This is a genomic window from Bacillus sp. ISL-4 (assembly GCF_018613275.1).
GTDB lineage: Bacteria > Bacillota > Bacilli > Bacillales > DSM-1321 > Peribacillus > Peribacillus simplex_E.
Genome location: NZ_JAGGQN010000061.1, coordinates 1 through 12969, shown reverse-complemented (window position 1 = coordinate 12969; position 12969 = coordinate 1). Strand labels below are relative to the sequence as shown.

Genomic DNA, 12969 nt, shown 5'->3' with positions numbered 1-12969 from the left:
AAGACTCAGGATGTGCCTATGGAAGCAATGGAAATTGCCAAGAACGAGAGTGAGGAAACTCAAAGGATTAGGCGTCCCATTTGAAAAAGCATATGAATGGGGAAATAGCAGAAAGGGATATTGGCGCATAGCGCATAGTCCTATTCTAGACAAAACCCTTAATAATGTTTATTGGCACCACCAAGGGTTAGTAAATCTATATGAACGATATACAAAACTACGTCAGACTTAAACTGAACCGCCGTATACCGAACGGTATGTACGGTGGTGTGAGAGGTCGGAGGCTAGGCGCCTCCTCCTACTCGATTTATGGAGCTAACGGGGCATGTCAGTGGTAAGGAACTGTGTTTTAAAAGTCCATGATTTGCCCCAATTATTTGACATAAGCTGTAATTACGGGGGTGTTTTTTATACCCAAGCCTTTTTTAGGAGCTCCACGCCATGCTTGATTTCCTCACAAGAAAGATTACTGAAACCAAGTTTGATAATTGGTTTATCGGTATTATTTTTAATGAAGTAGAGTGAGGTAGGATACACTTTAACACCATGAAAGGAAGCGCGCTCTATTAGCCATTCTTCTGAACGGTTCAGGTGTACTTTGATTAATACATACAAACCGGACTGATTACCAATAATGGATATATTTTGATCGAATTGCTTTTTTAATACTGATACCAAGTGCTGCATTTTTCGTTTATAAACAAGACGCATACGTTTAATATGGCGATTCCATTCTCCCTCTTCCATAAATTTAGCCATTGTGAGTTGGCTTAGAAGTGAAGTGGTACTCTCGAAATGAAGAAATTGATTTTTATAACGGTTTAAAAGCGGCTCTGGCAACACCATATAACTTAAACGAATTCCTGGAAGAAAGGACTTTGAGAAATTCCCTAAATAAATGACTCTTGCAGAATCAATGGAAGTGAGAGCTGGAAATGGTTGTTGCGTATAGCGAAATTCACTATCATAATCGTCTTCGATAATATAACCTTGCATCGTGTTAGCCCAATGAATAAGCGTCTGCCGTTGTTGAATGGACATGCTTACCCCATATGGACTATGATGGGAAGGTGTTACATAGATTAATCGTGATTTGATTTGTTTTAATTGTGAAAAATCAGCACCTGCCTCATAAACTGGTAAAGTTTCAATCGTAAAACAATGGAATTGAAAAGCTTCCCTAGCGCCATCATATCCAGGGTCTTCTACTGTAATGCTTGGAAAATCATCCTTCAGTATATGTCCAAGACTGATAAGCATTTGTTGGGTACTGCTGCCGATAATTATGGCATTTGCATCTGTTTTCACCCCACGAGATTGGAGTAAGTATGTGGCAATTTGTTCACGTAGGCACACCTCACCAAAGGGTTCCCCATATTGAAAACTCTCCTGTAACGTTAATACTTGATTGGCAATCCTCCTCCAAATTTTCAGAGGGAAATGTGCTTGATCTACGGCACCAGCCCGGAAATCAATGAGGATAGGTGTCACTTTCTCTCTTTGCTTTTTATTATGAGGAATTAATTCTTCTTGGGATAAAAGTGGCTCTAATTCATTTACAAAATAACCTTTTCTCCCTTCTCCACGAATATAGCCTTCAGCTACAAGTTGATCATATGCCATTAATGTCGTATTGCGACTTACTTGAAGGGAATCTGCCAGTTGACGGATGGAGGGCAATTGTTCATCGGCAAGTAAGTCACCCCGTTCAATAAATAACTTAAACTGCTCGTAAATTTGTTTGTATCTGGGAGAATCCTCCTTAAAAGCAAAAATGGTATTTATCATTTACGATCTCCTTTGACATGTTTATTTATTTAGAATTGTACCTTTTTATATGTCAATTTGTATAATACTATATTTTACAGATGAGGTTCTCGGGTAGAAATGAGGATGGACGCTTAGTAAAAGTCGCTATGATTGTGAATGGAATAATATTAACGGATGAAAGGAGATTTTTTATGTATATCCCTAAGCAGTTTGAAATAAAAGAATTAGCAGTAGCCTACGATGTAATACAGGAGAATGGTTTTGCAACATTGTTTTCAATGCATGAAGGCATACCATTTGCTACACATTTACCACTTCTGTTGAATAAGGAGAAAACCTATTTGTATGGTCATTTTGCTCGTCCGAACCCTCAATGGAAGGATATTGAAGATCAAACAGTCTTAGCGGTCTTTCATGGTCCTCACTGTTATATCTCTTCCTCATGGTATGAGACGAACCAAGCAGTACCAACATGGAATTATGTGACTGTTCATGTATACGGCGAAGTCGAACTTATTGAGGATGAACAGGAGTTAACGGATACCTTGCAGGACATGGTCTTGAAGTATGAAGCCCCTGATAGTTCATACAATTTGCAAGATTTAGATGCTGGCTTTCTCGCTGGGATGAACAAAGGGATTCAAGGCTTCAAAATAAAAATCAACAAGATAGAGGGAAAAGCGAAGTTAAGTCAAAACCATTCATTACATCGGCAAGAGCTGGTTATTAATCAACTGGAACAGATCCAAAATACAGATGAGCAAAAAATTTCCTTTTTAATGAAAGAAAACCTAAAAAAATAACGTTGAATGTTACTGCACTAACGTGAGTGTTGATCCAATAAGGATTTACACTCTTTTTGTTGAACTTCTTTTACAACGGAGCAGATTTCAATACTAACTGTAATTAGCAGTAACGTTTTTTTCACTATCGGGTTATGAACATTTTTAAAAAGATATGCACATGCTGGTTTAATTTAACAATCGTTATATAAAATATAACAAAAAATCAAGGTCCCTTTATACGGATATAAAAATCTAGAGTTATTCTTAATTTACATCCAGAGGGAGGGATCGGAAGTTGTCAAAATTTCAGGCCATAACTTCTTTGTTCATCTTGGTATTTTTCATCATTTTCGTAACTTATAAAATCACAGCACACTCATCCAAGCATTCCACAACGAATCATTCCACATCCAACCGCCACATTCAAGTACAATTGTTAGGCGTTAATGATTTTCACGGCCAACTAAACAAATATCAAATGGTTTCAGGAACCATGGCAGGGGGTGCTGAATACCTGGCTGCCTATTTAAAAAAATATATGCAAGAAAACCCAAATACACTACTTGTTCTTTCTGGTGATATGGTAGGAGGAAGTCCTCCAATCTCTTCACAATTTAAAGACGAACCAACGATCGAATTTTTAAACCTCCTGCACTTTGATGTCGGGACACCTGGAAATCAAGAATTAGACCAAGGCGTAAATGAAATGAAACGTCTTATTTATGGAGGCTTCAATAAAAAAACAGGTTATTTTCAAGGAGCCAATACTTTTTACAGTTCTGCAAATATCATCGATACAAAGTCGGGTACTTCCTTGTTACCACCGTATGTTATTAAACAAATTGACGGAATTAATATTGGATTTATCGGTGTCGTCACAAAAGAGACCAATCTGTATGTGGCACCTGAAAATCGAAAAGAAGTAGAAATTACCGATGAAGTTTCAGTCATTAACCGAACCGTTAAGCTTTTAAAGGAAAAAGGGATTAAAGTAATTGTTGTACTTGCACATGAATCAGCTAAATCAGATCAGGCAGGAGCAAATTCCAGTGGAGCTTTAGTGGAGATGGCTCCAAAAATCGATGATGAGGTCGATGTCATTTTTGCCGGTCACAGCCATGAATATGCCAATACCCTTGTAGCCGGTAAACTGATCGTTCAAGCTTATTCTAATGGGAAAGCCTTTTCTCAAGTGAATCTTGAAATTGACCCACATACTAAAAATATTGTTAAGAAACAAGCAAAGATTATTGTCACTTCACATCATAATGTAAAACCAGATAAAGAAACTGTTGCTCTTCTAAATAAATATAGAAAAAGATTGGGGAGCTATTTTAATCAGATAATAGGAGAAATGCCTGAAGAAATCTCACGAAATCAAGATGCAAACGGTGAATCCCCATTAGCGAAAATGATTGCAGAATCTGAGCGGGAAGCCATGGGGGTAGATATAGCTTTTGTCCATCAAGGAGAAATACGGAAAAATTTTTAAAAAGGGGATATCACTGTAGAAGACCTTTATACAGACTTGCCTATGGGTCATAGTGTCAGTAAGTTAATCTTAACAGGAAACCAAATAAAACTTGCTTTAGAACAGCAGTGGGCGAAAGATTATGAAAATAGAATACAAACGGTTGGTTTAACATATAATTGGGACCCCAACGCTCCAATTGGCAACCGCATTGTTGCGCTGAGAGACATGAAGGGTCAAGAGATTCAGCCAAACAACGAATATGAAGTAGCGGTTAGTAATTATTTAGCTTCAGGCGGTGATAACTTCACTGCATTTGAACAAGGTAGGCTCGTGGAAACCGGACCACAAGTTGTCACTGCACTTATACGCTATATCCAACAGAAGTATCCCCAAGAAATTTCTCTCCATTCAATGAAAGAATGAAGGGGAAAATACAAGGACTTGCATAATTGGCTTTTGAGGAAGATGAAGCTGGAGGATTTAATGAAATGGCTTTAGGAATAGCACGAGATATTGAATGTCAATGGGTATTATTTTTGGTAAATACTTACTCATTAAAGAATCTTAGACCTCTATTTTATAGAGTGGTTAGAGCAATTAAACGAGAAATAAAAGGTAACTACTTATTCAAATAACAAGTGCTTTACTTCAATAAGGGAGTTGCTTTGGCAGCTCTTTTTCTTATGGAGCTAAACGGGCAGTTTAGTTGCATAAGAATAGGATTCCAGAAGATTGTCATTAGAGTCAATCCTTTTCCTTCCTCTGTTTCAGATAAAAAAGTTACTATCTGAAAGCACACAACCAAATTTATAGTAATAATTTTTCATGAATTAGAAAAAAATAGAGGAAAGGAGGGATTGCGAATGTCTGTTAAAAAGTGGGTAACAGGATTAGTCGGTGTACTTGCGATGTTTGTAGTTGTGACAACACTAGGCTCACTCGGTGTATTTGCCGAATCCGGTGTTGTAAATCAGCCTATGGAGCCGAGGAAATCGATTGAGGTCGAGTTGAAAGATGATTTCTTTAATCCGAAAGTCATCACTATTCCGAATGGAACAGCCACAACGTTGATATTGAAAAACAAAGGCAGTAAAGAGCACACCTTCACAGTTGAAAAGCTCGGCATTGACGTTGAGGTCCAGCCAGGTGATGAAAAAAACATTACCGTAAATCCGAAACAGCCCGGTACATATGAACTGATATGTCGGTACCATTTCCAGGAAGGAATGGTTGGGAAAGTAATAGTCGAATAAAATGCAGGGCCAATAAGGCCTTGTTTTTTTATTACTTCCTCCGCGAATGGACTTCTCTACTTTGTATGATCGATTAAGTTTTAGAGAGATTTTTTATCAAGCTTATTTTTCATTACAGAGGATATTGATGCTTGGATTAATAATAATTGTTCCACCTCTAATAAATGGTAAATATAATATAATATAATGTAAGGTAACGTATAAACCATTTAGAATGAGGTGGAAAGGTGTATTTTTTTAAACCTATTTCTGATGAGGTTCGTTTATCTCAAATAATATTCAATAAACATAAAAAAACGATGAAGCTCATTTTAGTGTCTATTTTTGCCTGTATTGCTGCTATTCTGCAGGCTGCCGGGGTTGTACCAGGGATAGGATATTGTATAAGTCCACTGGCAACTGCACCTATCCTGTTATGTTCCATGTTTTCCATTCCATTTGGGGCAATGTCCTACTTTCTTACAATTATGCTGTTATTCATCCTACAGCCAACGGAACTAATTGTATTTCCTTTTACAACAGGATTGTTAGGACTTGGAATAGGGGCATCTTTTCACCTTTTTAAGATGAGGTTAAGTATTATTGCTACTGGTGCCATTCTTTTAATGTTAGGAATTATGAGTTTAATAGTTATTTTTCACTTTCCAGTTTTAGGTCCGGCCGTCTCTGTTTCCTTTTCATTTCTTATATTTGGCTTTTTATTTGCCTTCATTTATAGCTGGTTATGGGTTGAAATTGCTTTAATCCTTTTTAAAAGACTAAAAATGATTAGAATTTAAGGCTCTTTTCGTTAAGATTGTTGTTTTTAAAACGAAACTATTTAAGGTTGATTGGAGTGGAAGTGCGAGACTCCTGCGGGAGCAGCGGGACAGGTGAGACCCCACAGGCGTTTACGCCGAGGATGCTCACCGCCCGCCACGCGGAAAGCGAGATCAACCACACCACATTACTTGGTAAATGGCAACAAAGTATGCGAAAACAGCCTAATTTAATAATTCTCCATCACATGGTTCTAATTACGATTCATCAAATCCATGTAAGCGATTTATCAAGAGTAAGTGGAAATTTATTGTTTTTATTCATGGAACTATTTCAAAAACAGTGCCTTGGTTAAAATCAGTCACTTTCATAGAGCCATAAGCCGCTAAATATAAGCTGGTTTGATTCAGATTCGTTCCCAAACTAACATAATAGGCTGATTGAGACCCAAAATCATAATCGGTTTGTATCACACTAAAATCATTTTGTTCACCATTGGGTCTTACGGTGGTATAAGCTAAAGCCCCTCTAACCCGGGGTTGAGAATCTTTCCGGGCAAGATCGGTAAACACAACGCTTCCCGTTAAACCAGGGATTGTATTCCCCATATAGGCTTGCACTCCTGTAAGTGCAGTTCCTCCAAACTTATCGGGTCTGGTATCTTTATGAAAATAACTGGTTAGAGGCTGAAGACGACTCGCTGAAAGTGTTACTGCTTCATGGTAATAAGCAATTGTTTTCTCATCCAAATTATTATTTTCATTGCATCCTCTTATAATCGAAGTAGGAAAAGCACCTTCCCAACCTCGCCAGCCAAAGTTAATGAATCCTTCTTTGTCAGCTTCAGAATTCATGAAAGAAGCTTGAACTATCTCAGTAACCGGTATTGGTTTATAGTGAACGAATGCAAAAATCGACTCAACCAAATCCTGTCCGACACCCCCCGCATATTTGATATACTGATTATAAAACCTTTGAAATGAAATGCCTGGTATATTGCGCACCCCTTTTGCAATGACCGTAAGCGTTTCCTGAATAGGAAAGGGAAGTTCATTAAAACGTGTAACAATGGGTGGATTATTGAAGGATATGCTCTTATCTACATCGATTTCAATTATTTTACCAGCTATCTCCATATCATCTTGACTTAAATTAAATGGATCATAGCCTGATCCACCATCCCCGGTTGTTAAAATAAGTTTTCCGGTTTCAGGTGAAAAGTTTAAGCTATTGACACCATTATGATTAAAAAATGGTCTTCTTATGTTAAGTAATGTCCGTCGTTTTTGAGGTTGACCATTCGATTGTAAAATCCATTCTTCAACTGTATTAATATGATCATATTGAGTTTCTCTATTTATCCACTTTAGGTTTAAAGTTCTGGGATCACACGGATTAGGCCTAAAATGTTCAGTAAGGGCCCCTGGACCTTGTGTTCCAGCTACTGAAAAATGAAGATAAAACAAACCATTATAATAAAATTCTGGATGAAACGCTAGCCCCAATAATCCCCGTTCATCATATCCCCTACCTGAAACACCTTGTTCAGAACTACCTAATTTTAAAATTCGCGGGCGAATATCTAAAAAAGTCCTAATAACTCCGTTTCCTATGTAAAAGATCTCTCCTACCTGGGTTGCAATAAATAATCTTTCAATTGAGTCACCTGGAAGTATGGTTGTCTTTAAAACAGTAGGTAAATTTATATTACTTACAATGGGCCGTAAACCAACCTTAACTTTTATCAACTGATTTTACACCCCTTCTTATTGTTTTCTTATAAGAATATGATTAGAACCGTCTATTAGTACCAAATTAGGCCGGGAATCTGATAAGGCATTGCACTACTTTCAGCACGAGTAAGAATGAGGATAAATTCAAGCCATTCCATTAAAGGACGCTATCCTGGAACTAGGATAAGCGCTTATATTCATTTCAGGGCCATTTAAGGGGGAGCATCAGGAAAATGCTTGTTTACAACGATAAGCGTTCTGATACAGGTCATATGAGACATATTGAACTCTATTTTTTATGTGATTGGATTGTGTCTCAAAAGACTCTACACTATTGAGATTGTGAAAGCATGTACTTAAACTATAGGGGTAAATTAGTTCAACAAGAAATCATCGAAGCATAAAAATGCTATCTGTGGTTATATCGCACAGGGCGAGATGATATCCCCATTGTTCTCTATGACTATCAACCAACAAGAGCAGGCGAACAACCGAAACGTTTTTTAACGGGTTATCAAGGTTATTTACAAGTGGATGGATATAGTGGTTACAATCAAGTACCGGATGTCACCCTTGTGGGATGTTGGGCGCATGCCAGACGTAAGTTTGATGAAGCCTTAAAGGCTTTACCTGATTCACAGAAAGGAAAAAAGGTGAAGGCGAGCGAAGGGTTGTATTTCTGTAATCAACTCACTCTATTCTATCGAAAGAAAGCTAAAACATGTCGACCTTACAGAACGACATGAGCAGCGACTGGGAAAAAGCAGGCCCATTCTGGACCTTTTTTCAGCATGGCTTTATGAACAAAAAGATCTCGTTCTACCAAAAAGTGCGCTAGGAAAAGCTATCACTTATTGTTTGAATCAATGGAAGCATCTTGAAGCTTTTTTATTGGACGGGCATTTAGAAATCGACAACAACAGAAGTGAACGTTCCATTAAGCCGTTTGTGATTGGGAGAAAAAATTGGATGTTTTCTAATACACCGCGAGGTGCTAGAGGGAGTGCCATCATGTATAGTGTGGTTGAAACGGCAAAAGAGAACGATTTGAGTCCCTATCATTATCTTCGATATTTGTTTGAGACGCTGCCAAATATGGATCTAACGAATAAAATAGTAATAGATAAAGTCTTGCCGTGGTCATCTAGTTTACCCTCGGCATGCAGAGTACCGATAAAAAGTGAAGCAAACAAAACATAGTCCCGAAATACACCACCCATGTAGTATTTGGGGGCTACTTGAGCTGCTGGACAGCTGATTAATAACAATACATCGAACTTGAGTTTACTGAACACGGTTATGTTTGTATTTCTCATTTTTATCTTTGGTTCATTCACAGTTAGAACATGGCTATATTACTTGCGACTTAGAAAGCGTTATGAATTTAGTTTGTAACCTAAAATTTCAAAAAACAGCTCATTCTTTAAAGTTTGAGCTGTTTTTGGATTTCTATCTATTGATTGTTGAAATTATTTCTGTGAAGTAGTATTGGAGAGGTACACTGATAATATTGAGTATTTACAGTGGGAATGGTATTGGAGTTGGATAAGCATGTATGTTTTATTACATATTTCAAATAGGATTTTCACTACACTTAGAGCTTAGAAATAGTGAAAAAATTAAGCACGAGGCGCTGGCCGATAAAAAGAAGAGAGCATCTGTAAACTACACAGCTGCCCTCCTGATTTTCTCCAAGATCCATTATTAATCTCGTAATTCTGTACTATGAAGTATTTAATCTACCGGACGGTCATCAAAATCATAGTCTACCGTGCCAGGAGCTACATGTGCATTTGTTAATGCCGGAGTTTCCGGACGGGCAATTTGATACACACTGGCACCGACAATTTCAGCTGCTTGCTGCAATTTTTCTTTCGATATCTTATCCAGTGTATCTGTAGGCTGGTGATACCAAGGCTCTACAGGGGAATGGATAAACAAGGCGGATGGAATGCCAAGCTCATGGAATGGTTGGTGGTCACTCCTGCCCAGCTGTCCATAAGGAATCGCAGCATCCATCGTTCTGGCCCCTGCTGAGGAACCCAGGTCCGTCACAAGGTTTTTCATTCCATCAATGGTATACATAATCAAACCACCTGCAGGATTATCCTCGCCAGCATCACGTCCCCCTATCATATCCATTTGGAAGTGAGCCACCATGCGGTCTACATCCTCTTTGGGAAGGGAATCTGCATAGAAGGATGATCCAACGAGCCCTCTTTCCTCAGATCCGAACGTGAGGAAGCGAATTTCAGTGTCAATTGGCGTTTTGGCCAGGATTCTTGCCAGTTCCAGCACAGCTGATACACCCGAAGCATCATCGTTTGCACCAGGGCCGCCCGGGACAGAATCATGATGGGCTCCAACAGTCACGATTTGACCATTATCCTTATTGGCTTTTGGTTTTAGGGAAGCGATGACATTGTAGGATGTCTTTTCGATTCTTTCAGCTTTTCCCACTTCCAGAGTGGACGTGATTTGTTTAGTTTTAAGCTGTTCGACCAACTCTAACCCTTGGGCTTGGGTAATGGCTACAGCAGGTATATTTTGCCCCGCTGATACTTGTCCGAAATTATTTCCTGATGGTGAGTTGTTGTACATTAAAACGCCAACCGCTCCTTTATTTAGGACATTCTGAACCTTTTCAACAAAGGTAATGTCCCCACGTTCAACTAGTGCAATTTTCCCAGATACATTTTCTCCAACTTCCTCTGGCTTTGCTTTTCCAACATTAACAAGTTCGGCCGTTACCTTCCCGCTGATACTGCCGCTAATGGCACGCGGTGTTCCTCCTAAATCACTGTCACCAATTTTCACTTTTACATTTTGCACCGTATCATAGATGGGAAAAGGCTGAACCTTTGTTTCAAAACCAAGACTCTTAAACTGACTTTCTATGTATTTGACTGCACGGAGCTCCCCTTCTGTACCAGCAGCCCTCGGTTGCTCTGATAGATAGGCAATCGTATTATACATATTGTCCGCACTAATTTTTTTGATAACTTTGTTATCAAAAGCTGTGTCAGACTGGGCATTTGTTGCCCCGTTTGTTTGTGCAAATACTGTACCAGTTGATAGAACCATACCCGCAGCTAATAGTACTGTTAGTGATTTTCTATGCATATAATCCCTCTTTCTTCATAATATTCCTAATTATGTATTTAACTGAATAGTTTGTAAATGGGTCATTAGTCTTTAAATTCCAACTAGCAATCGGTGTCTGACACCCGCTCTCGTTAAAAAGAGATGAAGTTAAATTAAGACCACATAGAGGATAAAGGAGAAATACTAAAAGATTAATACATGATGATATAATAAAAAAACTAATACTGTGTAATTTACTGTTATAGTCGAAAGGTTGTGAGGCGAAGTGAAAGATACTGAAAATGTGATTCAAACAAATGCTAAGTATCATGAATTAGATGCAAAGGCGAATATTATCTATAAATTTGTTATGAATTACAATGATTATATAAAAACAGCTCGTGATTATGGTACAGGGGAAAAGGTCAATCCAGTTAGGAAAGGGGTTTTAGACTAGATGATTTCTTTAAGAAATGTTCAAACTACAGATTTAGAACAGCTGTTATTTATTGAGAATGAAGGCTTTTCAATAGAAGAAGCTGCCACAAAAGAAGCATTTGTGGAGAGGATTCAGTTGATAGCCGATACCTTTATTGTGGCAGAAAAGGAAGGGGAAATACTTGGTTATATTAATGGTCCTATTATTAATCAGCCTTATATAACTGATGATCTTTTTGAGGAAATCAAAGAGAATCCGAAAAGAGGAGGATATCAGAGTATTTTAGGGTTAGCAGTGTCCAAGCAGGCTAGAAATCAAGGAATTGCAAAGATTTTAATTGATAAAATGGAAGAACTTGTAGAAGAATATGAAAGAGAAGGAATTACTTTAACCTGTAAACAGGAATTAGTTTCTTTCTATGAAAAATTTGGATTTGTTAGCCATGGCATGTCTGAATCAAAACATGGTGGAGTAAGCTGGTATAACTTGGTCAAATTAAGAGAGGGTGTGAATTGATTCTTTTACCCTGTAGTGGATAAGGGTGAAACCTACTAAACTGGGCAGCATTCCTCCACTAACGGGGCAGTTAGTTTCAACTATTCGATTTTTTCTAAGTAAGAAGCATAGGTAATCGAATTTCCCAATCCAATATACCTTTTTAATTAACAGGTCCTTTACTTCAATAATGAAGGTTGCTTCGGTAACCTCTTCCTTACGGAACTAACTGGGCAGTTTAGTGCAATAAGAAAATCAAAAATTGGAGATAATACCTTTAATATTGTTAAAGGTATTATCCCCAATGAAGAGTAAATTTTCTTTTTTTATTATTTAAATACTGCTGGTAATAAATAATCAGAAAAGTTGGAGTGAGAAAGTGGAAAATCATGTTGCTTACCTTCTAGAACATTATGGGTACTTCGGAATAATAATTGCTTTAATCGGAGGTATTGTAGGACTTCCTATACCAGACGAGGCTCTTCTTACATATATTGGTTACAATGTGTTTCAGGGTAAATTATCTTACTTAATTTCAATAGTAAGTGCCTTTGTAGGAGGAGCGGGGGGGATCTCGCTTAGCTACTTCATTGGTTATAAATTTGGGTTGCCTTTATTAGAAAAGTTTGGACCGAAACTTCACATAACCGAACAAAAAATTAATAAAACAAAGAAATTATTCAAGAAATTCGGACCCTATCTTTTATTATTTGGTTATTTTATTCCTGGGGTACGGCACCTTATAGCGTATATAGCATCTGTCAATCGATTCCCTATTAGAAAATTTGTTGTTTACGCCTATACTGGTGCATTAATATGGAGTTTTACTTTTATCACATTAGGAAGAATATTAGGGGAAAATTGGAACAATGTTGAACTATATATGTCAACATATAGTATTTATGTAATTACGAGTTTATTGGTCCTTTCAATATTCATTTTTTTTTTATGGAAGAGAAGAAATCGATTAAGAAGGGGAATTTCATAAAAGTGACGGTTTAGATGGAGGACTTTAATAAAATTATATTTAGAGCTTATAGAACTATGGAGTGCTTTAGCTGAAGATCTGAGCTGTCTTTAAGTCAGCTTTTTCGTGCGCCCGGCATGGGTGCAATCTATAGGGTGAAAGTCCCGAACCATGAAGGCAGTAGTAGTGGTTAGCTTAATGCAAGGGTGT

Annotated in this window: 12 protein-coding genes and 2 pseudogenes; 11 read left to right on the top strand and 3 right to left on the bottom strand. The window is 37.8% G+C overall.

Features of this window, described 5'->3' with window-relative positions:
- Positions 1–232: pseudogene (locus tag J7J00_RS25765) on the top strand (group II intron reverse transcriptase/maturase); the annotation flags it as partial.
- A 176-nt stretch (positions 233–408) separates the two neighbouring features.
- Here J7J00_RS25765 and pdxR read toward each other — a convergent pair.
- On the bottom strand, positions 409–1788 hold the full coding sequence (gene pdxR / locus J7J00_RS25760) for a MocR-like pyridoxine biosynthesis transcription factor PdxR (protein ID WP_214795785.1): 1380 nt from the start codon (positions 1786–1788) through the stop codon (positions 409–411).
- Between the two features lie 173 nt (positions 1789–1961).
- On the opposite strand from pdxR, the gene J7J00_RS25755 reads away from it, so the two are divergent.
- The 6 genes from J7J00_RS25755 (at position 1962) to J7J00_RS25730 (ending at position 6061) form a co-directional block, all read left to right on the top strand.
- Positions 1962–2573 (top strand): FMN-binding negative transcriptional regulator, encoded by a 612-nt coding sequence (locus tag J7J00_RS25755; protein WP_214795784.1) that lies wholly within the window; start codon positions 1962–1964, stop codon positions 2571–2573.
- 277 nt (positions 2574–2850) lie between these two features.
- Entirely contained in the window at positions 2851–4047 is a 1197-nt protein-coding gene (locus J7J00_RS25750) for a metallophosphoesterase (protein ID WP_214795783.1), read from the top strand.
- A 9-nt stretch (positions 4048–4056) separates the two neighbouring features.
- Positions 4057–4452, top strand: coding sequence for a 5'-nucleotidase C-terminal domain-containing protein (locus J7J00_RS25745; protein ID WP_309487250.1), 396 nt, complete (start codon positions 4057–4059; stop codon positions 4450–4452).
- Positions 4453–4478: 26 nt separating this feature from the next.
- Positions 4479–4664 carry a hypothetical protein gene (locus J7J00_RS25740; RefSeq protein WP_214795780.1) on the top strand — a complete coding sequence of 62 codons (186 nt, stop codon included), beginning with the start codon at positions 4479–4481 and terminating at the stop codon, positions 4662–4664.
- A gap of 228 nt (positions 4665–4892) precedes the next feature.
- Positions 4893–5282 carry a cupredoxin domain-containing protein gene (locus J7J00_RS25735; protein ID WP_214795778.1) on the top strand — a complete coding sequence of 130 codons (390 nt, stop codon included), beginning with the start codon at positions 4893–4895 and terminating at the stop codon, positions 5280–5282.
- A gap of 227 nt (positions 5283–5509) precedes the next feature.
- Positions 5510–6061, top strand: a complete 552-nt coding sequence (locus J7J00_RS25730; protein ID WP_214795776.1) for a hypothetical protein — start codon at positions 5510–5512, stop codon at positions 6059–6061.
- Between the two features lie 300 nt (positions 6062–6361).
- On the opposite strand, the gene J7J00_RS25725 is transcribed toward J7J00_RS25730, so the two are convergent.
- On the bottom strand, positions 6362–7789 hold the full coding sequence (locus tag J7J00_RS25725) for a PQQ-dependent sugar dehydrogenase (RefSeq protein WP_214795774.1): 1428 nt from the start codon (positions 7787–7789) through the stop codon (positions 6362–6364).
- 389 nt (positions 7790–8178) lie between these two features.
- Here J7J00_RS25725 and tnpC point away from each other — a divergent pair.
- A pseudogene (gene tnpC, locus J7J00_RS25720) lies at positions 8179–8974 on the top strand (IS66 family transposase); the annotation flags it as partial.
- 534 nt (positions 8975–9508) lie between these two features.
- On the opposite strand, the gene J7J00_RS25715 reads toward tnpC, so the two are convergent.
- The gene (locus tag J7J00_RS25715; RefSeq protein ID WP_214795772.1) at positions 9509–10897 is read right to left on the bottom strand and encodes a M28 family peptidase; all 1389 of its coding nucleotides are present in this window, start codon (positions 10895–10897) and stop codon (positions 9509–9511) included.
- A 247-nt stretch (positions 10898–11144) separates the two neighbouring features.
- Here J7J00_RS25715 and J7J00_RS25710 point away from each other — a divergent pair, with 247 nt between their 5' ends.
- The 3 genes from J7J00_RS25710 (at position 11145) to J7J00_RS25700 (ending at position 12780) form a co-directional block, all read left to right on the top strand.
- Positions 11145–11315, top strand: a complete 171-nt coding sequence (locus J7J00_RS25710) for a hypothetical protein (protein WP_214795770.1) — start codon at positions 11145–11147, stop codon at positions 11313–11315.
- Positions 11316–11813 (top strand): GNAT family N-acetyltransferase, encoded by a 498-nt coding sequence (locus J7J00_RS25705; RefSeq protein ID WP_214795768.1) that lies wholly within the window; start codon positions 11316–11318, stop codon positions 11811–11813.
- Between the two features lie 358 nt (positions 11814–12171).
- Entirely contained in the window at positions 12172–12780 is a 609-nt protein-coding gene (locus tag J7J00_RS25700) for a DedA family protein (protein WP_214795766.1), read from the top strand.
- Positions 12781–12969 lie beyond the last annotated feature (189 nt).